The organism is Silvibacterium acidisoli, from assembly GCA_022870745.1.
GTDB lineage: Bacteria > Acidobacteriota > Terriglobia > Terriglobales > Acidobacteriaceae > Silvibacterium.
This window is the reverse complement of the sequence record CP085323.1, coordinates 3,288,318-3,313,003: the sequence shown is the minus strand read 5'-3', so window position 1 is coordinate 3,313,003 and position 24,686 is coordinate 3,288,318. Positions and strand designations below refer to the sequence as shown.

Sequence of the window (24,686 nt, the reverse complement as noted above, 5' to 3'; positions counted from 1 at the left end):
GAAAGCGCAGAGAGCGCGAGGGTTTAGATCTTCTAATTACTTGTTTTAAAGCAACATACTACGAAAGATGAGGAAAAAACAGATCTTAATCTCGGTCAATTCAGGCTCTCGAAAACATCGGGCCCGTCCCTATGATATTTTGAAAGAGAGCTCGTAGCTCAGTTGGTAGAGCATCGCCCTTTTAAGGCGTGGGTCCTGGGTTCGAGCCCCAGCGAGCTCACCACATTTCAAAGGACTTACCAACCTCGGTCCTGAGATCCTTCAAAAATGCCCCTGGAGCACCCTCGCGTTCCAGGGGCATTTTTGTGTCTCCAGTCCTTTTAATCAGTTTGATATTCCGAAACACTTCCGTGCGCTACGTGTAAAAGATGGGCATTCCAGCCCCACACACGCAGCATGCAGGCTGTAACCTTCCCCTCTTCCCAGGTGTCTACTGAGCCGGTGAGATTTTTGCGGAGCTTCTCTTTCCGCATCGATTTCACCTTGAAAGAGGGCAAGACAAAATGCTGTTCGCCAGCAGTTCAAAGAAGACCGGGTTAGCCGCCGCGCTCGCCATCGTATTCGCTTCCGCCATGGGTGCGTTTTCTGCGGGCGCACAGCAACCGCCAAGCATCGTCGGCACTTCTCCTCTACCCGGCCTGGCGGGTGCGACCGACTGGATCAATTCCAAACCGTTGACGGCGAAGGAGCTGAAGGGCAAAGTCGTCCTCGTCGATTTCTGGGATTACTCGTGCATCAACTGCATCCGCGCAATCCCCTACGTTCGCGCCTGGGCAGACAAGTATAAGGACAGCGGGCTGATTGTAATCGGTGTTCATGCGCCGGAGTTTGACATCGAGAAGCAGATCCCGAATGTGAAACGGGCGGTTACAAAGTTCGGCATCACCTATCCGGTGGCTGTGGATAACGATATGGCCATCTGGAATGCCTTCCATAACGAATACTGGCCTGCCCACTACTTCATCGACGCGAAAGGCAAGGTTCGCTTTGAGCACTTCGGCGAGGGCGAATACGACCAGTCAGAGAAATGGATCCAGCAGCTGCTGAAAGAGGCCAACGCGAAGTCGATGGCCGCCGGCGCGGCAGCGGTTCGTGGACAGGGTGTCGAGGCTGCGGCCGACATGACTAATGTCGGCTCGCCCGAGACCTATATTGGGTATGCACGCGCCGCGCACTTCGCGTCTCCGGGCGGAATCAAGCCCGACGCGGAGCAGAACTACACCGCGCCCGGACAGCCTGGCTTAAACGAGTGGGGGCTGGCCGGGAAATGGAACGATCATCGCCAGGTCGCGGTGCTTGGAGCCGCGGGCGGAAAGATCCTCTTCCACTTTCACGCGCGCGATCTGCACCTCGTCCTTGCGCCGCCAGCGGACGGCAGGCCGGTCCGCTTCCGCGTAACCGTCGATGGTCATGCCCCTGGACAGGATCATGGAGTCGACGCCGACGCTCAGGGCAATGGAACTGTAACCGAGGATCGCCTGTACCAATTAGTGCGCCAGAGGGGTGCGGTCGCGGACCATACGTTCGCGATTGAATTCCTGGATCCAGGCGTGCAGGCATTTTCGTTCACCTTTGGATAGGCCAACGGAGGTCATCATGAATCCAGAAAAACAGACGCGCCGGACGTTCCTGATTCTTACGGGAGCCACGGCTGCCGCAGTCCTGCTACGCCCTCACTACGGCCTTCAACCGGTCGAAGCGAAGTCGGGTTCTCCTAAAGAGGTGAAGGTCGTCCAGTTCTCGCCCGATGGACAACGGGGCGAAACCGTGACGCTGCCTGTGGTGAGCAAGTCCGACTCGGAATGGAAGCAGCAACTCTCTCCGGCGGCCTTCGACGTGACTCGCCGCGCCGCAACCGAGCGGCCCTACTCCGGCGAGTACTGGGACATGCACCGGAAGGGCATCTACCGCTGCATCTGCTGCGAGACTGCCCTCTTCAGCTCCGATACGAAGTTTGAGTCGGGCACAGGATGGCCGAGTTTCTGGCAGCCTATCGCCAAGGAAAATGTCAGGGAGTCGATCGACGTAACGCTGGGAATGCAGCGCACCGCGGTTGCCTGCAAGCTGTGCGACGCCCATCTTGGCCATGTCTTCGACGATGGACCAAGGCCGACCGGACTGCGCTACTGCATGAACTCGCTGTCGCTCAAGTTTGCGCCGTCCGCATCGTGACCGGGACGCCAAAGTCCAAAGCCGTTCTCTACCAGTAGTAAACGGCTTCGATGCGCACCGGCCCCGGCTGACCGTCGATTACGTGCGTGCTCAGAACGGCTTCGACACTTTTCCCGCTGCCTGCCGGCGCGTTCTCCTGCAGCCTATGGAGATTGTTGCCCTCGCTGATGAACTCGCCGGCGGCTAGCGTGCCTCCGGTGGTGAGCCCACCGACGATCAGGGCGGGCTGGCCTGTGTCTCGGCTCGTGAAACGCCCGACGAGCGCGTAATCCGTATAGCTGTCGGATTTGCCGATCTTGTCGCGGTCGATCGACCAGTGAAGGTTTGCCGGGGCGCTCGCATCCACGATCGCGAGCTGAGACATGTCGGGAGAGTTCCAGAAGTGGAACCGCAGCTGCTTCGAGATACGAAGCGTCCACGCATTGTCGAACGCTCCGACGAAGACGGTCTGCCCCTGGCGCAGATCGTTGAGATTGGTGACGCCTTCGGCCTTGAGGGTGTAGTTCCGCTTATAAGACTGGAGAAGCTTGACCGCCATCATGGAGGCATTCAGGTCTTCCATCGTCACCGAGAGCGGCCCCGTCTGGATATCGGCCGATCGCTCCGGGTCAACGGCATCGCGCAGCCTGCCCGGAAGATTCTGGGGCTGGTCAGCAATACATATCAGCACAGGATTGTCTTCGTTCACGAACGAACCCCAGAACAGGCTTATAGGAGAGGCATGAATCGGGCGCGGAGAACGAACCAGCAGGTAGACCACGACGAGCAGAAGCGAAGCGCTGACGGCGAGCAGCATGGAACGGAAGCGGCGAAGGAGCGGAATCTCCGATTGCGACGCGGAATAGGCGGCAGCCAGGTCCGATGAGGTAACGGCCGGGAAGCCGTCCTGAAGCAAGGGCGGGGTGAGATCCAGCTCACCTTCCAGGATCTGAGAATCGGCGCTGCGATCCGGTTCCATCGGAATTGGAACGGGCGGTTCGGGGACCGGCGGCAGTACGACAGGTGCGTTTTGGCTCTCCTGCGACGACAACGCCACATTCGCAATAAGCCGATAGCCTGCTTTTGGAATTGTCTGAATGATGCGCGGGGATTTCGACTTGTCTCCGAGGGCATAGCGAATTTCGGAGATGCAACGGACGATGACATCGTCGCCGACGAACAGGTCACGCCAGACGGTCTTCAGCAGATGTTCCTTGGTCACGACCTCGTTCGCATGCATCGAGAGCTGAACGAGCACCTGCATGACCTTCGGTTCGAGATGGCGCTGCTTTCCATCCTTTTCTATGGCGTTGATCTGTGGCTGAACCAGCCATTCATTGACACGAAAATCGCCCTGCATGAACCAGCCTTTGAAAAGCGCTACCTTCCCCGTATACCAGCGCGGCGGCCGCTGCGTTGTTGTTTCCGCAAATGAATGCCGGCGAGAAGCGTGGCAATTATAGCGTTCGCCTCAAACAGTCGGCAAAATAAACTTGCCTGGCGGTTGCTACCTACCTGTAACACCTCGTAAGCAATTGAGATAAAGCCAGATATTCCATCGGAGTTTCATCGGGAGGGATCGCTGAAACATCGGGAAAGAATTCGACTCTCTCCATGACAGCCGGAAACCGGGACGGCTAGGGTTGGTGTGCTTTCGGTAAAGGGTGCTGCCCGCCCGGTTATCGGAACTGTATCGACAGGAGAGCCAACGAAGTGGACGTTAAGAATAAGAAAGGCTGCATCGAGTCAGCCGCAAACGGTGAGGCAGGAAACCATTTACTCTGCCGGTTCAGAACAATCAGATTCCGCATGCGCTGTATCTTCCAGATGACAGCGATATTTCTCCTCATCCATGGAGCAGCTTCGCTCCACGGCCAGCTGGCCACAACGACCGCGACCCTGAGCGGTACGGTTCTCGACTCGTCGGGCGCCGCAGTCCCGCAAGCCAACCTTACGCTGACCGGCACGGAAAACGGCATCGTCCGGACCTATGTCACCGATGCCGCCGGACATTATCTCTTCAGCCAGTTGCCTCCGGCGCAGTACGTTCTCAACGTCAAGATGACCGGCTTCAAGGAATACAAGCAGAACGGAATCGTTCTCAGCGCGGGAAACTCGGCCACCCAGGACGTCAAGCTGGAGATCGGTTCGACCACCCAGGAGGTACAGGTCACCGCGCAGGCCTCGCTGCTGAACACCGACAATGCCAATATCTCCGCCGACATCAACTCCAAGCAGGTGGTTGAGCTGCCTCTGAACCTTCGCAACGTCTATGGACTGGCGACCCTCAACTCATCGGTAAACAACACGCTTGAGCAGCAAGCCCTGCTGGGCGGCAGCGGCGCCAGCAACGACAACGCCGACCAGGACATCTCGTTCCTGAATTTCGGCGGCGGTTTTTTCGGCACCTCGGCTTACCTGCTGGATGGTGTATGGGACACCGATCCGGAGTGGGGTGCTGTTCTGTACGTTCCCTCGGTCGATGCCGTCGAGGAATTCAAGATCCAGAACAACTCGTTCACCTCGCAGTATGGATGGAGCACCGGCAACGTAGTAAACGTGGTCAGCAAGTCCGGAACCAGCGCCTTCCACGGCGATGCTTATGAGTTCTACCGGAACGCGGCGCTGGACTCGAACCTGTGGTTTAACAATCACAACGGTATTGCCCGGTCCGACTTCGATCGCAACCAGTTCGGTGGCTCCGCAGGCGGTCCGCTTTACATCCCGGGTCTTTACCGTCAGAAGAATAAGACCTTCATCTTTGGATTGATCGAGCGCCTGTCGCTCTCGTCGCCATCAACCGGAACCTTCACCGTTCCGACACAGCAGTACCTTACCGGAGACTTCTCCGGGCTGCTGGGCGCGCAGCGCGGCACCGATGCGCTGGGACGCCCGGTCTACGTCGGGCAGATTTACGACCCGCGCAGCACTCGCATGATCACCGCCGGCCAGGTCGATCCGGTCACCGGACTTAAGGCTTCACAGACCGGCTACATTCGCGACCCCATTGCAAACAACAACCTCAATACGCTCGGAGCCGTCGACTCGGTGGCGAGCAAGATCCTGAGCTACTACCCCTCCGCGACCGCCGGCGGCGCAACCAACAACTATGTGGCTTCGGCAAACAATCCGGCCCACTCCACTGAATACCTGATTCGCGTCGATCACAACATCAACGATCTGGCGCGATTCTATGTCCGCTACTCCTACAAGTCGGAGTTCAAGACCGGCAACCCGGACTACTGGGGCTCAAGCAATCCCGCAGGTCCCGGAGACGAAAAGCCGAACAACCGCTGGAACCTTTCGGCGGGCTACACGCAGATCTTCAGCCCGACCTTCACGATGATCGCGCAGGCTGGTGTGTCGATCTGGCATGAGACCTCGGTGAACCAGTCCGCGGGCTTCCTGCCTTCCAGCCTTGGCCTGCCCTCTTATCTCGACACCAATTCACCTGAGTTTCCTGTCGTCACCATCGGCAGCCAGTCTCCGCTTGGCCCTGAGCAGTACCAGGGCATCGTGAATCACGGACCGATCGGCAGCGTTTCTGTCGACTTCATCAAGAACAAGGGCAAACACACAATCAACTTCGGCGGCATGTTTATCGAGCAGCAGGACGATGAACACCAGATCTACCAGGCGAGCCTGAAGTCGACCGGCACCTTCACGCTGGGCCCCGATCCAAACAACCCTGAATCCTTTACGACAGGAAACGGCCTGGCGCAGTTCATGCTTGGCGTGCTCGATGGAGGAGCTGCGGGCATTGCCAATAATCCCGCGGTGGCCAGCCAGAACTACGGATGGTACATCCAGGACGACTGGAAACCTACGCAGAAGCTGACGTTGAACCTTGGCTTCCGTTACGAGATTCAGACTCCGGTGACTTATCGGCACGATCAGGCGGCGGTCTTCAATCCCGCTGTCGTGAACCCAATCAGTTCGCAGATCGGCGAAACGGTAAATGGCGCGCTGCAGTATCTTTCATCGGACAACCGCGGGAGCTTCAACACGAACTATAAGAACTTCGCACCGAGATTCGGCTTCACCTACCAGGCTCGTCCGAATGTGGTTATGCGCGGTGGGTTTGGCATCTTCTATCCGCAGTCGATCAACTGCTGCTTCTCGGCAACTGGCGCTGGCTATTCGAGCGAAACGGATGTTGAGTCCACCATCGACGGCATCAGCGCGAACCCTGCCGTCACCACGACAAATCCATGGCCTTATGGATACATTCCACTCAGCGGCAACACGAACGGCGAGCTGCAGAATGTTGGCGAGAGCGTTGGGAGCAACTTCCGTTCGCGCAAGTCGCCTTACGTAGAGCAGTACCTGATGGGCGTGCAGTGGGCGATTACTCCGAACGATTCGCTTGATGTGAATTACGTCGGCAATCACGGCGTGCACATGGTGCAGTCGTCGGTGGCGAGGAACCAGCTGAATCCTGTCTACCTTGCGCTTGGCCAGGCTGACCTGACTTCGCAGGTGCCGAACCCTTACTATGGGCACATCACGCAGAGCAGTTGCGCGCTGAATGAGCCAACGGTGGAGAAGTACCAGCTGCTCACGTCATATCCGCAGTACTGCGGCGTGAGCGAGGTAAACGCTCCAATAGGCTTCTCAAACTACAACGCGCTGCAGGCGGCCTTCAATCACCGTACGAGCTTTGGCCTGACCGCGCAGGTGTCGTATACCTACTCGAAGTTCCTCGACAACGTGGAAGGAAACAACCAGTGGAACTTTGCAGGACCTGCAAACTACTGGAACTTTGCCGGCGAGAAGAGCGTGGATGGCAACGATGTTCCGCATAGCCTTGTCGCCAACTACATCTATGACCTTCCCTTCGGACGAGGGCGCCGCTTTGCCTCCGGGATGAACCGCACTGAAGACCTGGTGCTTGGCGGCTGGGAGGTCTCACAGATCGCAACCTTCCGCCAGGGTATTCCGTTGGGGATGACCGGCAACGATATCGCTTCTTATGGAGGCGCGCCGAGGCCCGATGTCAGCGGCGATACGCACGTCTCGCATCCGACGATCAACGAATGGTTTAACACCGCTGCGTTCTCCTATGCTCCTTTCGGAACATTTGGAAACACACCGCGTTATTTCTCGACACTGCGTGGACCAGGTTATCAGAACTGGGACACGTCGCTGATGAAGAACTGGAAGGTCAAGGAGAACATGCGCGTACAGTTCCGCGCTGAGTTGTACAACACATTCAACCACCCGCAGTTCTACACGCCAAGCACGAGCTATACGGGATGCGATCCCAATGCCGAGTCGAGCTGCTCGTCGGGCTTTGGAAAAATCACCAGCGCCTTCGACGCACGTACCGTGCAGTTCGCTGGCAAGTTTTACTGGTAGATGCTTTCTCGCCAGTCTGGCGAGCTTTCCTGCCGGGATCTCTTCAGTCCCGGCAGGAAAGTATTTTACCTCTCCTTACAAGCTCTCGAATTCGTTCCGCGCTGCGCGAGGCTTGCTTCTGCAAACGAGACTTACCGGTGAACCCTGAAGGAATTTATTGAATGCGACTCTTCGAGCGCCCTGCCTTTTTCTGCTTCTCTTTATTACTTGCTCCATTCCTCGCTGTGCCTGCTTATGCGAACGTGCAGGCGACGGTTACAGTTTCCCGCACCAGCGATGGCCTGGTTATGCATAACGGCGACGAGACGCTGCATCTTTCCGTCTGCGGCCCGGACGTACTGCACATTGTTGCCGGGCCGGGAGATCCCAAGGCGGCTTCTCCCGTGAACCCGTGGATTCTGCATCCATGCGAAACCGGGGAATTTCAATTCAACCAGACTGCGGAAGAAGCGACTCTGCGGACTGCGCACGTCGCTGTCTCAATCAAGCTGAGCAGCGGCCAGCTGTTCTTTAAAGACTCTGCCGGCCAGACACTGCTCTTCGAATCCGATCGCCGGACGAGGCTCTATGTGCCGGACGTGATCAATGGCGAGAAGGTGTATCACGTCAGCGACCGCTTCCAGCCTGGCCCATACGAAGGCTTTTATGGCCTCGGGCAGCATCAGAGCGGCGTCTTCAACTATCGCGGCAGCGTAGTGGAGATGGCTCAGGCCAACACTGATATCGCCGTGCCACTGCTCATGTCGAGCAACGGATATGGGTTGCTTTGGAACACCGCATCGAGATCCTGGTTCGACAACCGCTATCCAAACGAGTTGAAGATGAGCACCGAAGCGGCGGATGCAATCGACTACTACTTCCTCTATGGGCCAGAGATGCCGCAGGTGATTCATCACTACGATGAGCTGACCGGCCATGCGCCCATGTTTGCGAAGTGGGCATACGGCTTTTTTCAGTCGAAGGACTACTACCATTCGGCGAAAGATCTTCTCGATGTCGTGCAGCGGTACCGCACAGAACATGTACCGCTGGATGTAATCGTTCAGGATTGGTTCTGGTGGAAGTCGCAGGGCGATCCTGAGTACCTGGAAGAGTACCTCAAGCCCTACCCGGATGTTCCAGGTGCGCTGAAGAAGCTGCATGACGAGCACATTCACGCCATGATTTCGATCTGGCCTCTTACCGATCCGAAGTCGGACCTGTACAAGGAGCTGAAGGAACGGAACCTGCTGATTCCCGGCACCACGGATTATGACGCGACCAACCCTGAAGCGCGCGAGCTGTACTGGAAGCATCTCGCCGGGAAAATTTTCGCGCAGGGCTGGGATGCTTTCTGGCTCGACAGTTCGGAACCGGAATGCTGCAACGGCTACAGCGATGCAACCCTCAGCGACCGCCAGCTGTTCATCGGCAACGGCGCACGCTATGCGAACATCTTTCCGCTGCTTCATAGTGGAAACATCTATGAACACTGGCGGAAGACGACAGACCAGAAGCGCGTCTTCATCCTGACCCGGTCTGCGTTTGCCGGCCAGCAGCGCAATGCTGCGATGGTATGGTCGGGCGATGTGCTCGGCACATTTTCTTCCTTCCGCAGGCAGATTCCTGCCGGATTGAACTTCGAGCTCTCCGGCATGCCCTACTGGACGACCGATATTGCCGGGTATGGATGGCCGTACGAGCGCGACACGCACGATCCTTCCTATCAGGAGCTATACACGCGCTGGTATGAGTTCGGAGTCTTCAGCCCAGTCTTCCGCACGCATGGACATCGCTCCAACAACACCAACGAGATCTTCTCTTACGACTCACAGACTCCAACGCTGATTCGCTACGACAATCTGCGCTACCGTCTGCTGCCTTACATCTACTCGCTGGCATGGCGCGTAACTTCGGAAGACTATACCCCGATGCGCCCGCTGGTCATGGACTGGCGCACCAACGAAAAGGTGCACGACATCGGCGACGAGTTCTTGTTCGGGCCATCGCTGCTTGTAAATCCCGTGATCGACCAGGGTGCTGTCAGCCGCTCTGTATACCTGCCGCCCGCTGCACGCTGGTACGACTTCTGGACCGGCGCGGAGCTGAAAGGCGATCAGCGCATCCAGGCGGAGGCGCCGCTCGACCGCATCCCCGTGTATGTGAAGGGCGGCTCGATCCTGCCTCTCGGCCCGCAGGTGGAGTACACCGGTCAGTCGCCCGATGCTCCGCTGGAGCTTCGCATCTACCGCGGCGCGGATGCCGATTTCAACCTCTATGAGGATGAGGGCGACAGCTACCGATACGAAAAAGGTGCTCACTCCATTATCCCCATTCACTGGAGCGAATCGGATGGCACGCTGCAGATCGGGGACAGGCAGGGTGAGTATCCGGGTATGCCGGCGGCACGCACTTTTCGCGTGATCCTCGTGAACGGGAAAAACGGTTCCGGACAGGAAGTCGCCGCGAAGTGGGACAAGGAAATTCACTATGACGGGAAAGCTCTCAAGGTGAGCTTGCAATAAGCGTTCTTCACAAACTTCAACAGAGGTGCCTGACGATGGACTTTGCGCAGATCATTCGGCAGGTCGAGGAAGAGATTCTTCGACTGGAGCAGATCAAATCTCTACTGAGAGAAGACCCTTTTGATGCCGGCACTGTGCGTAGCGGAAAAGAACTGAACCTGGCAGAGCCGGTCAGGAGCGCGGCGGAGGAATGGACTCCGCCACACTCCTGACTGCATCGCTAGAGATTCATCGAACGAAGCCTCCTGCTCACTGCTCAAGCTTCGCGACGATTGCATCCGCGTCGTAAACGCATCCGCCCCATACGCCTCCACTCGCCTGTACCAGCGCGGCCCATAGCTTTGTGTCTGCGGGCAGGGCGGGATGAGGCTTGAGATCGGGTCGTGGAGAACGCTCCCGCAGTACCGCAGTGGCTTCTTCCCTACTGAAGGTTGTTTCACCGCTGCCGGCAAGATCGATTGTGCCGACCAGGTTCAGGCGGTCGACTGTGATTTCTATCTGATCGCCTTCCTGTACCTTGCCGATCGGGCCGCCGGCCAGGGCCTCAGGAGAGATGTGGCCGACACAGGCGCCCGTCGAGACGCCACTGAAGCGGGCATCCGTAAGCACGGCGACGTGCTTGCAATGCGGCAGCGCCTTGAGAGCTGAAGTGACCTGGTAAATCTCCTGCATGCCTGCGCCCTTTGGTCCGCCGCAGATGAGCACGACGACATCGCCATGACCGATCCCACCGCTTTTGATCGCATGGATCGCATCCGCTTCGGTGATGAAGACACGCGCAGGGCCGCGATGCGTGTATACCTCATTCTCGTCGACCAATGAAGCATCGATAGCCGTGCTCTTGATCACGGAACCTTCAGGAGCAAGGTTGCCCATCGGGAAGCAGACAGTGGATGTCAGTCCTTTTGCCCGGGCCTGATCTGGGCTCATGATCACTTCATCGGGCTCAATGCCATCCAGATCGCGCAAACGCTTTCGCAGAGTGCTCCTTCGCTCGCTCTGCTGCCACCAGTCCAGGCATGTGTCCAGCGTTTCGCCGGAGACCGTACGGGCACTCGTGTCCAGCAATCCTGCTTCACGCAGATGGAGCATGACTTCGGGGACACCTCCTGCGAGAAAGACCTGCACCGTAGCGAAACCGCGCGGACCGTTCGGCAGTGCATCGACGAGCCTTGGAACCTGGCGGTTGATTCGAGCCCAGTCGTCGATCGATGGCCGCTCCAAACCCGCAGAGAATGCAATCGCCGGGAGATGAATCAGCAGGTTCGTGGATCCGCCGAATGCGGCATGAAGCACCATCGCATTGTGAAGCGCGCCGGGCGTGAGCACATCGCGGACGCCAAGCCCTGACTGCTGCATGCGTCGCAGGGCTCGCGCCGAACGCGTGGCCGCGTCAAGCCAGACGGGTTGTCCTGAGGGCGCGAGCGCCGTGTGCGGCAGAGACAATCCCAGCGCCTCGCCAATCACCTGCGATGTTGCAGCCGTGCCCAGGAACTGGCATCCGCCGCCGGGGCTGGCGCATGCGCGGCATCCCATCTCGGCGGCGTATTGCAGCGTGATCTGCTGCTGCGCGAAACGCGCTCCGATCGTCTGCACCCTGCCTGCGTCTTCACCTGATTCCGGCAGGAGCGTCACTCCGCCGGGAACGAGAATGGCCGGCAACGGCCCTGAGGATGCGAGCGCCATCATCATCGCTGGTAATCCTTTATCGCAGGTCGCGACCCCCATCACGCCTTTGCGTGTGGGCAGGGAGCGGATGAGGCGGCGAAGCACCATGGCGGCGTCGTTTCTGAAAGGCAGCGAATCCATCATTCCGGTCGTGCCCTGTGTGCGGCCGTCGCATGGGTCGGTACACGCGCCGGCAAACGGCACAGAGTGGAGAGCCTTCAACTCCCTCGCTGCTTCCGCGACGAGCAGGCCGACCTCCCAGTGTCCGCTGTGGAAGCCAAGGGCAATGGGACGCCCATCTTCTGCGCGCAGTCCACCATGCGTACTCAGGATCAGAAATTCAGGATCGAGAAGCCGCGCAGGATCCCAGCCCATGCCCGCATTTTGAGTCAGCCCGAAAAGGTTTCCCGATGGCTCCGCAATAAGCATTTCCGAGGTCAGCGGTAGTTCACCTGCCGGCCCGGCGGCATGCGTTCGCACCTCGGCCCAGGAAGCCTGTGAAGTCTCGACTACAGACTCGAATGAGATATTGGTGCGCTCGTCAGATGGGTTTGAAGAATTCATCGGGCCCTTGCTTCACGGATTCCGGTATACGGATCACTTTACGTGCATTCGACAAGATTGTGCCATTGTCGATTGCATGTTTCACCGCTGGCTTCCGATGAGTAAGCTGTTTCTGTAAAACATTCGTGGCAAATGGGAGTGACTTTGAGCAATCAGTATGCGCGCTATCCAAGCTTGTGCGACCGGACGGTTCTCGTGACAGGCGGAGCCTCGGGCATCGGCGCGTCCATGGTGGAAGAGTTCGCTCGGCAGGGCTCCAGGGTAGCTTTTCTCGACCTGGCAGCCGAACCAGCGGAAGAACTGGTTAGAGGTCTGAGCGGGCACGCGTCTCATGCGCCTCTCTTCCTGCAATGCGACATGACTGACATCGACGCTCTACGAAGGGCCATCGTTGATGTCGAAAACCGCCTTGGCGCGATTCAGGTGCTTGTCAATAACGCCGCGAACGATGACAGGCACGACTTCAAAGAGGTGACACCGGAATACTGGGACAACCGGATGAACGTAAACCTGCGCCATCACTTCTTCACCATGCAAGCCGTTAGCGCTGGCATGGCTGCGGCGGGCGGTGGCTCGATCATCAACATGAGCTCCATCTCGTGGATCATTCCCTCGACCGGCCTTCCGGCATACGTAACGGCGAAGGCAGCGATTGTCGGCATGACGCGCGCCATGGCTCATGAGCTTGGGCCGGGGAATATCCGGGTGAACAGCGTGCTTCCCGGCGCCATTCTCACGGAGCGCCAAAGGCGACTTTGGTGGACTCCGCAATATGAGGCAGAGATTATGGGCAGGCAGGCGTTGAAGCGCAATCTCACGCCTGAGGACGTGGCGCGAACCGTCCTCTTCCTCGCCTCCGATGACAGCTCGGCGATCACCAATCAGAGCTTCATCGTGGATGGCGGCTGGGTATAAGTTATTTCGGAATCTCGATCGGTACCTGTACTGTTCCCGCTCTTCCGCTGGTCGGGTCCCATACGGCAAGGTAGAGGTATTTATCGTCTCGACGCAGGTTGACCGGCTGGTCGATCACGATGGACTTTCCTTGTACCTGTGCGAGCTTGTCATTTGGGATGTTGAAGCGGATCTCTTCCATGCGCTTGTCGGCAAGCGTTCCCACATCGCTCAGCTCGATGGAGGCCACGCCCATGGCAATCTTCTGCTTATCGCCATCCGGGACAATCGTAAGATCCGCAGCCGGAACCGTGTAGCGAACGACATAAGGCTTCGACTTCTTTCGGGGCTCCGCGGCCTGAAGCGTTGCTGTCGGCTTGCTCTGCGTCAGTTCTGGAAGCGAAGCCTCGAGCAGGCGCGCCTGGAAGGTAATGGGCTCCGTCGTGAAGCCCGGCAACGTTATCTTCTGCCCATCGCTGAGCACCCTGGTGCGTGGGCGCGGTGCGGCAATCAGGTCTGCGGACCCGCCTACGCTGCCGTCAGCGAAATACCCCTGCCGATAGCTCAACTTGTAGTGACTGCCATCGGCCAGCTCGATCTTGATCTTGTGATACTTATTGTCTCGCTTGAAGTTCTGCGGTGAGTAGGTCAGAGTGTAGTAGCTGCGGTCGACATCCATGAGGTGTGCCGCAGCCTCTTTAAGGCCGTTGCTGTTGTAGATTGCGTGGCCGCCGGTGGCTTGTGCCATATCGTTCATGAGCATCTGCTGGCGGATCATTCTGCCGCCACCTTCGACAGTGAGCCCTCGCGCATCGATCGGATAAAGCGCGATGCGCTCCTGCTCAAGCTCGTCGTAAAGCACGCGCCAGTTCGCGTAATCCTCGATGATCTGGGGATCTTCGCGCATAAAGAGTGTTGAGCCGCCTGAGAACCACAGAACGTTCTTGCGCCCCTGCACCGGTCCAAGAAGCAGCGCCAGGCGGTGCATGGTATCGAGATCGTTCAGCCATTCCCTGCCTGTCGGAGGAATGCGCGGGATGGCGCGACGGAGCGCAGTCAGCAGCAGATTACGGTCGGCGGTGAAATCCTGCACCAGGAAGCACCCGGAGCCCGCGCGCAGGTAGACAGCAATCGGCTGATCGAGCGGGGCCTGCTGGAAGAACTTCGTCAGCTGCGAATAGAGATACATCTGGTAGACAACGCCGAGGTTGGCGATGTCGATGACCACGACGTTCAGTACCGGCGGCAGAGTCTTCAGGTAGGCATTGGAAAACGTACCGGCAGATCCGCTCTCCGAAGCAGGCGTATATTTCTCGCTCTGCTGAACGGTGTGTTCCTGGAAGGAATCGACGTTCTGCAGCTGTCCGTTGTCATAGACGTGGAAGTCAGTCCGCGGCAGCCCGTGGATCGGGTTACCTTTGCTGTCCGTCACCATCACGTCACTGAGCACGACGCGTGCTTCGGCATGCAATGTAAATGGCGCGGGTTGGTAGTCCGGCCTCGGCTTGCGCGAATCTGGATTTTGGTTTGGGTTCTGACTCGAGGCGCCAGGTTGCGGCGAAGGCGGAGTAGCTCCGCTATTGTTCTGGTTCTGAGCCCTTCCACTCGCGCTGCAAAGCAACAGAAGCGCAGCCATCGTGCTAACTGCAAAACGAAGCATCGGACCCTCCAGCTTTCGCACAGCCTGATCCACCCCTGTTGACGTCCTGCAAGGGTCGAAAGTTGCGCAACGGAGGGCCGAGGCCCCCACTTTACCCTTACCGGCTTCCGGTAAGGGTAAAGTGGGGGGCCGGTACGGCACGCAAACGTTCGGCTGCGGATTCCGGTGTGATGTCCCGCTGCGGCATTCCCAGCAATTCGAATCCCACCATGAATTTGCGCACGGTGGCCGAGCGCAGTAACGGCGGATAGAAGTGCGCGTGGAAGTGCCATTCCGGGTGATCGCTGCCATCGACCGGGCTCTGGTGGAAGCCCATCGTGTAAGGGAAACTGGTCTGGAAAAGATTGTCGTAGCGCGTCGTGATCTGCTTGAGAATATCCGCAAGCGACGCCTTTTCCGCCTCGGTCAGCCCGGGCATGGTGCCCAGGTGGCGCTTGGGCAGCAGGAGCGTTTCAAAAGGCCATACGGCCCACCACGGGACGAGCGCGACGAAGTGCTCATTCTCGGTCACGATGCGATCTTTGGCTTTCGATTCGACGGCGAGATAATCGCACAGCATGCAGGTCTTTTTCTCGGCCAGGTAGTCGCGCTGGGTCTCGGTCTCGAGCGCGGGTTCGTCCGGAACATGCTGAGTCGCCCAGATCTGGCAATGAGGATGCGGATTGCTTGCGCCCATCATCGCGCCACGGTTCTCGAAGATCTGGATGTAGCCCAGGTTCGGGTCAGCGCTTAAAGTGGCGAACTCCTCGGTCCAGGTATCCACGACCTTGCGGATGTCTTCGAGCTGCATCAGCGGCAGGGTCAGGTTGTGATCGGGATGGAAGCAGATGACCTTGCAGCGGCCCAGTTCAGGCTCGGCCTGGAGCAGGGGCGAAGCCGCTTCGGCAACTGCTGTCGTCTGCGGCAGCAGGGCCGGATAATCATTATCGAAGACGTATACGCCGTCATACTTGGGCGTCTGGTGGCCGCCGGCGCGAGGGTTTCCCGGGCACAGGTAACACTGCGGATCGTGGCGAAGATCGGAAAAGCCTGAGGGAGCGTTGACCTCTCCCAGCCAGGGCCGCTGCGTACGCTGCGGCGAAATGAGCACCCACTTGCGGAGGAGCGGGTTATAGCGTCGATGCGGAGACTGTGCGAGCGGAGTTGCAGATTCTTGCGGCACTCAATTCCTTTCAGGCTGTGGGCTTCAGGGGCGGCGGAGCCACCGCAAGATATTCCCTTGCAAAGAGCTGGCTGTAGTCGTCGAGCAGTTCACGGATACGTTCCGGATCTCCCGAGCGGAGAATCAGACCCGCATGGTGATGCTTCTTCATACGATAGACGATTTCCGGCGCCTGAAACATGGAAGTGTCCGGTTCGGCGGTGCGCGCCAGGCAGAGCACGCTGCCGGCATACTCTTCGCGCGGCACCGGCAGCTCGTACGGCACACCGCGCATTGCGTCGACTTCGATCCTTGCCCATTCGGTCCAAAGGTTCACGCCGGTGGCCTGCTCCAGGACATCGGCGATAAACGCTCCGCCTACGCGTGCCGCCACTTCGAGGAAGTAATAACGCCCGTCTTCTGCCCTGATGTATTCAGCATGCGTTACGCCGCGCACCATGCCCATGGCCGGAATCAGGTGCTGATTGATACGCACAAGCTCTACCGCATCGTGTGAGTCGCGGTTCAGGATTCTGGTGGTAAAGACACCGCCCTCGTGCATCACCTGCATCGGCGGCTTCCCATACTGGCTGACGGAAGTGAAGACGACCTGGCGCTCGCTGGTGATGGAATCCACGTGGAAGATCTGGCCCGGAACAAAGCGCTCCAGCAGGTAGAAGCTCTGCAGGTCGCCCAGCTGGTCGAGGATCGGCCATAGCTGGTCGGGTGAATGAACCTTGCGGATTCCGATAGCCGACGCCTCCGCGCGCGGTTTCAACACCCAGGGGCCGGGCACATTCTCCATGTAAGCGCGCAGATCGTCGTGATTATGCACCGGCGTGAACTCGGGCACGAGCACGCCTGCACGCTGCGCCTCAAAACGCATGGTGAGCTTGTCACGGAAGTGCGAGGTGGTTGTCCTGCCCATTCCGGGGATGTGCATGTGCTCGCGCAGATGGGCAATCGTCTCCATGTCGAACTCATCGAGAGCGATCAGCCGCTCGAAATGGCGGGTGCGCGCCAGCCAGGTCACCGTGTTGGTCACCTGCTCCTGGCTGAGGCCGCCGGGCATGTAGACGATCTCTTCGAGCGCTTCATGCGGCCAGTCCGCGTGGCGATGCTTTTCCAGGGTGAGAAGCAGAACCCGGCATCCCATGGCGGCGCACTGCCGCATGAATGCCTGTCCCTTCTCGTAGGTCGACATGCAGAGAATCCATTCACCGCGAGCTTCACTCATCAGGATGATCCTTGTGCCCATGATCCGGCAGAGAAGACGCCGGCCGAGGATAGTTCTAACATAGAGCTTCAGAGCAACTGCTCTTTTTGAAAAGATGACGAATCAGACCCGCTTACTGCCTGAGCAGATTCAGGCAGCAGAAATCACCACACTTCAGGACAGGCTGACGGAGCGCTGGCATCATGAAACGCCGGGCGTCGAGCCCATGCAACCCTACGGCATCTTTGCCGAGCAGCATCTTGCCAACTTCGAGCTATGGCATATCGAAGACCGCGCCCGTGCTCCGCGTGCCGATGACCATGAGATCGCCGAAGCAAAACGGCAGATCGACCGCACCAACCAGCGCCGCAACGACCTGATGGAGCGTTGCGACGCGGAACTGCTCTCGGTGCTCGCTTCCAGCAATCTGCCGTCGCCCGCTGCCGAGCTGCACTCCGAGTCGCCGGGCCTGATGCTCGATCGCCTGTCGATCCTCTCTCTGAAGATTTTTCATACAAAGGAAGAGGTGGGCCGCCGGGACGCTCCCGATGGCCATGCCGCCCGCAACCTGGAGCGCATGAAGCTGCTTGAAGAGCAACGAAGTGATCTTGCGGCGGCATTCGATCGGCTCTGGAAAGCGGTTCTTCATGGCAAAAGACGCTTCAAAATCTATCGGCAGCTCAAGATGTATAACGATCCCACACTCAATCCAGCAATGTACGGCGAGCGTGCATCGGAATAGGATACGAACCCGTGGTTCGGGCAGACCTGTTGACGCAGGACGGAGTTGTGCGTATAACTTCGACGTTAAAGGTATCCGAAATCGAATTTCGGCTGCAGAACGCAAGACACCCGATCCGCCCGCGGCGGGTCTTTGAGGAATGGCGGATGCCAGAAGCACGTCAGACAAGCTCCAAGGGAAAACAGCCACGTACCATTGCGGGGAAGACACGCCCAGCTGCCGACCCGGCCAACCAGCAGGCATACTCACAGTTTCAGAACGCCGTCCAGCTTATGCAGGAAGGCGCGTTCGACAAAGCCCGGGGCATTTTTGAAAAGCTCACGCAGGAAGGCGCGCCCGAGCTGCTCGAGCGTTCCCGCGTATACCTTTCGGTATGCGTGAAAAACGCCGCCAAGAGCGAGCTGAAATTCGCAAGCGAGGAAGAGCGCTTCGACTACGCGGTCTCGCTTCTGAATACGGGACACTACGAAGACGCGCGCGACCAGTTCGATGCCCTGCTCGCGAAGAATGCTTCGGCGGATTACGCTCACTACGGCCTCGCCGTGCTGAACAGCATCACGGGGCAGGCAGAGGAGTGCCTGGATCACCTTTCTCGAGCGATCGAGCTGAACCCGCACAACCGGATCCAGGCGCGCAGCGATGCCGACTTCAACGACATGGTTGACGACCCACGCTTCACGGAGCTGCTCTACCCGGAATCCATCTGACCGGCAACGGTACACTGGTGGGTGGGACTTGAATTCATGAGTGCTGTTTCTACCCTCGCCGGTGACACGACGCAGCCGCGCTTCCGCGTGGTTGCCATTGGCGGGGGTACGGGCCTTTCAACGCTGCTTCGCGGACTCAAGGCATATGTTCCTTCGAACACCGGGGCCGCCGAGGGTTCGTGCGCGAATGCCGCCTGCCTGATCAGCGATCTTGCCGCGATCGTTACCGTTACCGACGATGGCGGCTCCAGCGGACGCCTCCGCAAAGACTTCAACATGCTGCCGCCGGGCGACCTGCGCAACTGCATGGTCGCGCTTTCAGAGGACGAGCATCTTCTCGCGCAGCTCTTCGGCCACCGCTTCCGCTCCGGCAAGGAACTCGAAGGCCACAGCTTCGGCAACCTCTTCGTGGCTGCGCTCACCGAAATGACGGGAGACTTCGGGCAGGCATTGAAGCTTGCCGCGGAGGTGCTGGCAACGCGCGGGCACATATACCCTTCAACGTTTGCCGATGTATCGCTGGTAGCCAGTATGGATAACGGCTCAGTCGTGCGCGGCGAAACGAACATCACCGCCAGCCGCCACTCCATCGTCGAGCTGACGATGGATCCCCCGGTGGTCGAACCGCTGCCCGAGACGCTTGATGCCATCGCCGCGGCGGACCTGATTACGCTCGGCCCAGGCTCGCTCTACACGAGCCTGATCTCGAACCTGCTGGTCAAGGGCATTCCCGAAGCCATGTCGCGCGCACGTGGGACGCGTGTCTACGTGGCCAACCTGATGACCCAGGCAAACGAGAGCCTGCACCTGACCGCATCGCAGCACATCGAACGCATCTATGCGCACACGCGCCAACCGATCTTCGACTACGCCCTGATCAACACCGCTCCGGTCTCCCGTGCCATCAGGGAGCGCTATGCAGCCGAGGGTGCCGAGGTGATCGAGGCCGATATAGCCCGCGTCGAGGCCATGGGCATCCGCTGCATCACCGGCGACTTCACGGCCGAAGGCGACGTGCTTCGTCATAATTCAGAGCGGGTAGCCGCTGCCGTGCTCGAAACGCTGCTGGCAAACCGCGCGGCTGAAACCGTCAGCCAGCTGCAACCTTCGCCGGCTGGGCTGAAGGCCATTCCGGGTTCCTCTTCTCCAGAAAGGCCCGGATTCCTTCCTTGAAGTCATCCGTCGTTCTCGCTTCCGCATTCGCTGCAATGGCCATCTCCATCTCCTCGTCGAGGTGATGGTTTACGTGAGCGGTGAGCAGCCGCTTGGTGGCCTGAATCGCAGCCGGACTGTTGCGGATCAGCGTACGCGTCAGCCTGCGTACCTCATCCATCAGATCCTGCTCGTCTACAACGCGTGTGACCAGCCCAAGTTCAAATGCTTCCACTGCGCTGATCAGCCTGCCTGTGAGCAGCAGATCGCGGGCCCGCTTGTCTCCGATCTGCCCGCGCAGGTAAGACGAAACGATTGCAGGAACGAAGCCGATGCGCACTTCGGTGTATCCGAATTTTGCTTCGGCGACGGCCAGTGTGAAATCGCAGATGGTTGCCAGCCCCATGCCGCCGGCGATGGCCGCTCCGTTCACCGCCGCGATCGTCGGTTTGGGCAGGTCGTAGAGAGTGCGCAGGAGCTTCGCAATCCGCTCTGTGTCGGCGCGATGCTCGGCCGCCGTATTCGCATGCAGGGTCTCAAGGTGGTCCAGGTCGAGGCCCGCACAGAAAGCCGAACCGGCCGCGCACAGCACGACCACGAAACATCCCGGATCGTCAGCCGCTGTCCGGAGTGCGTCCGTCAACTCCTCCATCATCTCGGGGCTCAACGCATTTCGTTTTTCAGGCCGGTTGAGCGTAATGCTGTGCGTCCCATTGTCGCGATGAACGTGCAGAGTCGTGTAGCGTTTCATGTGCTGACCTCCGTTGCGAAACTAAGTAACTTATCGCAAAAGAAAACTTTATGCCACTGGCACTACTGAAGCGGAGTACCAAACTTCTGCGCAATCGCCTGTCCGGCCGAAATCAGGCTGTCGAGAGGCTCCAGGGCAGGCAGATCGGCCCCGAGCCGGGTCAGCTCGGCCACGGCAACCTCTGTCGGAATATTTCCGGCGAGCACATCGTCTACGAACGAAGACGTGCCCAACCCGCTCAAGGAGGTGTCGAAACGCCGGCAGCCGGCGCGATAGGCGCTGGCAAGCTTCTCAGCGGCCTCTTCGGGACGCGCATACAGGTGGACGCCGACTTCCGCACTCTGAGGCAGCACTGACCCAACAGCTTCCAGAACCTCTGCAATCAATTCCGGCGAAGCGGTTCCCATCGAATCGACGAGGGAGAACTGGTCTACGCCATTGTCGGCAAGCAGATCGCAGGCAGCGACCAGCTCATCGACATCCCACGGATCGCCGAAGGGATTCCCAAACGCCATCGAGAGATAGGCAACAACACCGACACCGTTTCGATAGGCCACTTCACCGATGGAGTCGAGCGCTTCAAGAGACTCTTCGGGGGTCTGCCGCTGATTGCGCTGCAGGAACGCTGGCGACATTGAGTAGGGAAACGCCAGCGTGGTCACCGCGCCAGTGGCAATCGCACGATCAGCCCCTTCCCTGTTCAGAGCCAGGCCAATGATCTCAACATCGGTGGGCGCTTCGAGCATTTCGAGCACCCGCTCGGAATCCGCCATCTGCGGCACTTCGGCGGATGAGACAAACGAGACGGCATCAATATGCCGGAATCCTGCACCCACAAGCAGCTTCAGGTAGTCAGCCTTCACTTCGGCGGGAATAGTCCGCGTCAGCGCCTGCCAGGCGTCACGCGGCGATTCGATCAGCTTGACGGAGTTATCCATGTCAGAGTGAAGCTCCATGATGCAATGCGATGACGCCCACAACACCCACCAGGTGTACGACGATGACCGTACCCAGGGCCGCGAGAAACCCCTTCTGCTTCAGAACGATCGTCATGATCAGCCCGTAAAGCGGGAACTGAAGATACATCATCCATTGCGAAAGGATTGCGGTATTCCCTGTCAGCCCCGGCAGATGGCTCTGCAACAGCAGCACATAAGGGTAGAAAGTCATCAGCGCGTCGGGCCCCGCCAGTGCCATCACGCTCGCGAAGTGAACTGCAACCGGAGTGGCGACCAGACCCAGCAAAAACGGCCACCAGCTCATCAGAGCGGAGCTATCCTTGCGGCGTGACTTACCGCCGCGCTTTTTGCCCCGCGAAGCCTGCGTAGAACCTGCCATAAGCACCAGAATACCGGACAGCAGACGGTGTAAAAGCAGTACGTCTCAGGATTGCGCACTCCGCGGGAATCTGAACTTAAACCAGCCCAAGAGCCGCGCTGTCGAGAATACTCCAGTCCGTGGAACGTTCCGCAGACGAAGCACTTCCCTCCGTCAGGAGTGCCGGCTGATTCTGTTGCACGAGCAAGTCCTCGACAGAGGCGGCGTTCAGCGGCCTTGAGAAAAGATAGCCCTGCACCTGGTCACATTCGAGCGAACGCAGCGCTGCCAGCTGCTCCTCGGTTTCGACGCCTTCGGCCACGACTTTCATACCCAGGGAGTGCGCCATGTGGATGATGTGCTCGACCATGAGCCGGTCGGTGTGAGAGTTTGCCGTGCTCTCCACGAAGAGCCGATCGATCTTCAACGTATCGAAGGTGAGCTGGCGCAGCCTGCTGAGCGTGGAGTGGCCAGTGCCGAAGTCGTCGATCGAAATGAGCACCCCGTGCGTACGCAGATCCCGCAGCTGGCGCTCGGCGAGGGCAAAATTCCCCATCACCGCCGATTCGGTCACCTCCAGCTCGATCCACGCCGGTGAAGTGTTATGCCGTTCCAGCGTTGCCAGTACATTGCGGGCAAAATCCTCACGGCCGAGCTGCAGGCTGGAAATGTTGACCGCAACCGGCCCGACGAGCAGACCGGCACTATGCCAGGCGCTCGCCTGCCTGCAAACGCGATCGAGCACGTATTCGCCCAGTTGGATAATCAGCCCGGTCTCTTCGGCAAGCGGAATGAACTCCGATGGCGGAACATTCCCGCGCTGTGGATCCGTCCAGCGCAGGAGCGCCTCCAGGCCGGACATTTTTCCATTGGAGTAATACAGCGGCTGGTAATGGACATCGAATTCATTCTGCAGCAGTGCAGCCCGCAGACGTTCCTCGGCCTGCGTGAGCTTGCGCGCGTCGCGGAAGATCTCAGCCGAATAGGCCAGGTATCCATTGCGTCCGCTGCGTTTCACGCGATACATCGCCTTGTCGCTGTTATGCAGCAGCTCCACTTCATCCTCGCCATCGCGGGGATATTTGCTGATGCCGATGCTGGCGCCAATGGCGACGCGGGTATCGTCGAGATCGAATGGCTGCAGAAGGACACGCAGCAGCGAACGGGCGGTCTCCTCGGCACTCTCAAGTACGTTGTCCCGATGCGGCAGGACTGCGACAAACTCATCGCCACCAATGCGAGCCAGCAACGCGTCTTCCCCAAGCCGCTCCCGCATCCTCGACGCGACCGACCTCAGCAGAATATCGCCGCAGGTGTGCCCCATCTTGTCATTGACTTCCTTGAAGCGGTCAAGATCCACGTAAAGGCAGCTGAAGCTGTTTCCATTCCGCCGGCACTCATCGATGGATCGCTCAATCTTGTGGCTGAGGTAGATACGGTTCGGCAGGCCGGTGAGGGCATCGTGATATGCGCGATGCAGCAGTTCTCCGCGCTCGATGTGGCGCACGGCAAGCATGCGCAGGCTGCGAAGCCTGTCAAAGCAGGTGAAGATCAGGAAAAAGTCGCAGAAGATGACCCAGCCGATGTGCTCGAGCCACCGCCACGGCTGCACCGCGTAGGAGCCGAAGATGGAGAACGGCAGAAAAATGCCGCGCAGAATATGGTCGGCAGCGATTACGACCGAAGCCACAAGCAACACCTGCCAGTCCAGATAACAAGCCAGCAGCGCCAGAGAGCCGAAGATGTGGAAGTGCGTCTCGATCCGGCCGCCGGTAAGATGAATCAGCAGCGAAGACATCAGCATCTGGTTTGCCGCGACCGTCAGACGGGTGATCTTTTCCCCCGGCATCAAGCGGATCAATACCAGCGGCGTGAGCGTAATCAGGCCACCGTACAACAGCGCCATTGAAACGTGCGGGTGGAGATAGCTTGTATCGCCAGCCCAGCTGATAGGGCTGACCCAGATGGAGAGAATGATTGCGCTGATCCACTGGAACGGCATCAGCCATCCGAAATAACGGTCCGTGCGGGCACAAAGGGAGCGGTACTGCTTGTCCGCCTCCTTCTGAACGCTTTCTACCGTCGCGGTATCGAAGCTGTCCTCTACGACTTCTATTGCCGTCCCGTCACGCATTGCGCCACCCATGTCCCTCTGATCTATTTCTTGTTCTAGTCAGTCGAATTCCTTGCCACCTGAGCCGGGTCAACAAGAGTTCCCGCCTCAAAAAACTTCAGGTCTACTGGAAAATCGGGCAGCCGAATACCTGCGTCATGCCGCCCTGCCGATCTTCCCTGAAAAGGGCCCGTTCCAGTGCGTCTCTACCTTTGCTTGCGCCCACGTGCGCGCGCTCGGGCGTCACTCCACCCTGGAATAACATCTGGCCGTTCCGGCCATACAACACAATCTCGCCCGACGTTTGTACCCCAAACTGCTTCGATAGCATGCCCTTGTCATCGCTGACGACGCGGAAATCACGATGCAGCCAGCTTCGCGGCGTAAATTCCAGGGTCAGTCCCGCTCTCTCCGTCGCTGCGGAGTGATACACCACCAGAACGACCTGGAGGGTCTTGGTGTATCCGTTCAGCGTATCGTCCAGCTCCTCGAGCGTCGCATGCGTGCAGGTGCACCCCGGATGAACGAAGACAAGCAGAACCGGTGCTCCCGTCGCATGGAAGGGCGCAGCTGCCGGCAGATGCCCCGGAGCGTTCAGTTGGCCGCCGGGCGTGGCTCCGAACCGGAAGATGCTCCACCAGCAGAGCGCCGTCGCCAGCACTGCCACGGGAAGAAATACACGGGTGATAAACAGGTTGCGATTCAAGTCGGGTAAGACGAGTCTAGAGCCCTCTATCTGAAAAAAACC

Annotated in this window: 18 protein-coding genes and 1 tRNA gene; 9 read left to right on the top strand and 10 right to left on the bottom strand. The window is 58.9% G+C overall.

Annotation, left to right across the window (positions count from 1 at the left end):
• Positions 1 to 147 precede the first annotated feature (147 nt).
• The 3 genes from LJD29_RS13995 (at position 148) to msrB (ending at position 2,172) form a co-directional block, all read left to right on the top strand.
• Positions 148 to 223, top strand: a tRNA-Lys gene (locus tag LJD29_RS13995).
• A gap of 280 nt (positions 224 to 503) precedes the next feature.
• Positions 504 to 1,580 carry a thioredoxin family protein gene (locus LJD29_RS13990; protein ID WP_446742159.1) on the top strand — a complete coding sequence of 359 codons (1,077 nt, stop codon included), beginning with the start codon at positions 504 to 506 and terminating at the stop codon, positions 1,578 to 1,580.
• A gap of 16 nt (positions 1,581 to 1,596) precedes the next feature.
• Complete coding sequence (gene msrB / locus LJD29_RS13985) at positions 1,597 to 2,172, top strand: peptide-methionine (R)-S-oxide reductase MsrB (RefSeq protein WP_446742158.1); 576 nt, start codon at positions 1,597 to 1,599, stop codon at positions 2,170 to 2,172.
• A gap of 28 nt (positions 2,173 to 2,200) precedes the next feature.
• On the opposite strand, the gene LJD29_RS13980 is transcribed toward msrB, so the two are convergent.
• Complete coding sequence (locus tag LJD29_RS13980; protein WP_446742157.1) at positions 2,201 to 3,511, bottom strand: winged helix-turn-helix domain-containing protein; 1,311 nt, start codon at positions 3,509 to 3,511, stop codon at positions 2,201 to 2,203.
• A 449-nt stretch (positions 3,512 to 3,960) separates the two neighbouring features.
• Here LJD29_RS13980 and LJD29_RS13975 point away from each other — a divergent pair, with 449 nt between their 5' ends.
• A complete protein-coding gene (locus LJD29_RS13975; RefSeq protein WP_446742156.1) occupies positions 3,961 to 7,509 on the top strand; it encodes a TonB-dependent receptor in 3,549 nt (1,182 codons plus the stop codon).
• A 161-nt stretch (positions 7,510 to 7,670) separates the two neighbouring features.
• Positions 7,671 to 10,013, top strand: coding sequence for a glycoside hydrolase family 31 protein (locus tag LJD29_RS13970; RefSeq protein ID WP_446742155.1), 2,343 nt, complete (start codon positions 7,671 to 7,673; stop codon positions 10,011 to 10,013).
• Between the two features lie 249 nt (positions 10,014 to 10,262).
• On the opposite strand, the gene LJD29_RS13965 is transcribed toward LJD29_RS13970, so the two are convergent.
• The gene (locus tag LJD29_RS13965) at positions 10,263 to 12,245 is read right to left on the bottom strand and encodes a YjhG/YagF family D-xylonate dehydratase (RefSeq protein WP_446742154.1); all 1,983 of its coding nucleotides are present in this window, start codon (positions 12,243 to 12,245) and stop codon (positions 10,263 to 10,265) included.
• A 138-nt stretch (positions 12,246 to 12,383) separates the two neighbouring features.
• Here LJD29_RS13965 and LJD29_RS13960 point away from each other — a divergent pair, with 138 nt between their 5' ends.
• Entirely contained in the window at positions 12,384 to 13,160 is a 777-nt protein-coding gene (locus LJD29_RS13960) for an SDR family NAD(P)-dependent oxidoreductase (RefSeq protein WP_446742153.1), read from the top strand.
• Between the two features lies 1 nt (position 13,161).
• Here the strand turns inward: LJD29_RS13960 and LJD29_RS13955 are convergent, their stop codons facing one another.
• The 3 genes from LJD29_RS13955 to LJD29_RS13945 all read right to left on the bottom strand — a co-directional run bounded on the left by LJD29_RS13955 (position 13,162) and on the right by LJD29_RS13945 (position 17,177).
• Positions 13,162 to 14,799, bottom strand: a complete 1,638-nt coding sequence (locus LJD29_RS13955) for a VWA domain-containing protein (RefSeq protein WP_446742152.1) — start codon at positions 14,797 to 14,799, stop codon at positions 13,162 to 13,164.
• A 97-nt stretch (positions 14,800 to 14,896) separates the two neighbouring features.
• On the bottom strand, positions 14,897 to 15,961 hold the full coding sequence (locus LJD29_RS13950; RefSeq protein WP_446742151.1) for a UDP-glucose--hexose-1-phosphate uridylyltransferase: 1,065 nt from the start codon (positions 15,959 to 15,961) through the stop codon (positions 14,897 to 14,899).
• Positions 15,962 to 15,971: 10 nt separating this feature from the next.
• Positions 15,972 to 17,177: an ATP-grasp domain-containing protein gene (locus LJD29_RS13945; protein ID WP_446742150.1), complete on the bottom strand. Its 1,206-nt coding sequence runs from the start codon at positions 17,175 to 17,177 to the stop codon at positions 15,972 to 15,974.
• Between the two features lie 94 nt (positions 17,178 to 17,271).
• Here LJD29_RS13945 and LJD29_RS13940 point away from each other — a divergent pair, with 94 nt between their 5' ends.
• The 3 genes from LJD29_RS13940 to LJD29_RS13930 all read left to right on the top strand — a co-directional run bounded on the left by LJD29_RS13940 (position 17,272) and on the right by LJD29_RS13930 (position 19,778).
• A complete protein-coding gene (locus LJD29_RS13940; RefSeq protein ID WP_446742149.1) occupies positions 17,272 to 17,898 on the top strand; it encodes a DUF4254 domain-containing protein in 627 nt (208 codons plus the stop codon).
• Between the two features lie 146 nt (positions 17,899 to 18,044).
• The gene (locus tag LJD29_RS13935) at positions 18,045 to 18,605 is read left to right on the top strand and encodes a TPR end-of-group domain-containing protein (protein ID WP_446742148.1); all 561 of its coding nucleotides are present in this window, start codon (positions 18,045 to 18,047) and stop codon (positions 18,603 to 18,605) included.
• A 36-nt stretch (positions 18,606 to 18,641) separates the two neighbouring features.
• Positions 18,642 to 19,778, top strand: coding sequence for a gluconeogenesis factor YvcK family protein (locus LJD29_RS13930; RefSeq protein ID WP_446742147.1), 1,137 nt, complete (start codon positions 18,642 to 18,644; stop codon positions 19,776 to 19,778).
• Here the strand turns inward: LJD29_RS13930 and LJD29_RS13925 are convergent.
• From LJD29_RS13925 to LJD29_RS13905, 5 genes are all read right to left on the bottom strand, one after another.
• Positions 19,696 to 20,508, bottom strand: a complete 813-nt coding sequence (locus LJD29_RS13925; RefSeq protein ID WP_446742146.1) for an enoyl-CoA hydratase/isomerase family protein — start codon at positions 20,506 to 20,508, stop codon at positions 19,696 to 19,698. The two genes, LJD29_RS13930 and LJD29_RS13925, sit on opposite strands and share 83 nt — an antisense overlap.
• Before the next feature lie 62 nt (positions 20,509 to 20,570).
• On the bottom strand, positions 20,571 to 21,446 hold the full coding sequence (locus LJD29_RS13920) for a hydroxymethylglutaryl-CoA lyase-like TIM-barrel protein (RefSeq protein ID WP_446742145.1): 876 nt from the start codon (positions 21,444 to 21,446) through the stop codon (positions 20,571 to 20,573).
• 1 nt (position 21,447) lies between these two features.
• Positions 21,448 to 21,771, bottom strand: a complete 324-nt coding sequence (locus tag LJD29_RS13915) for a hypothetical protein (protein WP_446742144.1) — start codon at positions 21,769 to 21,771, stop codon at positions 21,448 to 21,450.
• 151 nt (positions 21,772 to 21,922) lie between these two features.
• Complete coding sequence (locus tag LJD29_RS13910) at positions 21,923 to 23,959, bottom strand: putative bifunctional diguanylate cyclase/phosphodiesterase (RefSeq protein WP_446742143.1); 2,037 nt, start codon at positions 23,957 to 23,959, stop codon at positions 21,923 to 21,925.
• Positions 23,960 to 24,062: 103 nt separating this feature from the next.
• Complete coding sequence (locus LJD29_RS13905) at positions 24,063 to 24,644, bottom strand: thioredoxin family protein (protein WP_446742142.1); 582 nt, start codon at positions 24,642 to 24,644, stop codon at positions 24,063 to 24,065.
• Between the last annotated feature and the right edge of the window lie 42 nt (positions 24,645 to 24,686).

What these genes read in the sequence shown, in the direction of transcription:
- msrB (WP_446742158.1), top strand. Translation starts at nt 1,597, where the DNA reads ATGAATCCAGAAAAACAGACGCGCCGGACGTTCCTGATTCTTACGGGA.
- LJD29_RS13930 (WP_446742147.1), top strand. Translation starts at nt 18,642, where the DNA reads ATGAGTGCTGTTTCTACCCTCGCCGGTGACACGACGCAGCCGCGCTTC.
- LJD29_RS13915 (WP_446742144.1), bottom strand. Translation starts at nt 21,771, where the DNA reads ATGAGCTGGTGGCCGTTTTTGCTGGGTCTGGTCGCCACTCCGGTTGCA.
- LJD29_RS13945 (WP_446742150.1), bottom strand. Translation starts at nt 17,177, where the DNA reads ATGAGTGAAGCTCGCGGTGAATGGATTCTCTGCATGTCGACCTACGAG.
- LJD29_RS13990 (WP_446742159.1), top strand. Translation starts at nt 504, where the DNA reads ATGCTGTTCGCCAGCAGTTCAAAGAAGACCGGGTTAGCCGCCGCGCTC.
- LJD29_RS13935 (WP_446742148.1), top strand. Translation starts at nt 18,045, where the DNA reads ATGCCAGAAGCACGTCAGACAAGCTCCAAGGGAAAACAGCCACGTACC.
- LJD29_RS13965 (WP_446742154.1), bottom strand. Translation starts at nt 12,245, where the DNA reads ATGAATTCTTCAAACCCATCTGACGAGCGCACCAATATCTCATTCGAG.
- LJD29_RS13940 (WP_446742149.1), top strand. Translation starts at nt 17,272, where the DNA reads ATGACGAATCAGACCCGCTTACTGCCTGAGCAGATTCAGGCAGCAGAA.
- LJD29_RS13925 (WP_446742146.1), bottom strand. Translation starts at nt 20,508, where the DNA reads ATGAAACGCTACACGACTCTGCACGTTCATCGCGACAATGGGACGCAC.
- LJD29_RS13920 (WP_446742145.1), bottom strand. Translation starts at nt 21,446, where the DNA reads ATGGATAACTCCGTCAAGCTGATCGAATCGCCGCGTGACGCCTGGCAG.
- LJD29_RS13975 (WP_446742156.1), top strand. Translation starts at nt 3,961, where the DNA reads ATGCGCTGTATCTTCCAGATGACAGCGATATTTCTCCTCATCCATGGA.
- LJD29_RS13910 (WP_446742143.1), bottom strand. Translation starts at nt 23,959, where the DNA reads ATGCGTGACGGGACGGCAATAGAAGTCGTAGAGGACAGCTTCGATACC.
- LJD29_RS13980 (WP_446742157.1), bottom strand. Translation starts at nt 3,511, where the DNA reads ATGCAGGGCGATTTTCGTGTCAATGAATGGCTGGTTCAGCCACAGATC.
- LJD29_RS13955 (WP_446742152.1), bottom strand. Translation starts at nt 14,799, where the DNA reads ATGCTTCGTTTTGCAGTTAGCACGATGGCTGCGCTTCTGTTGCTTTGC.
- LJD29_RS13970 (WP_446742155.1), top strand. Translation starts at nt 7,671, where the DNA reads ATGCGACTCTTCGAGCGCCCTGCCTTTTTCTGCTTCTCTTTATTACTT.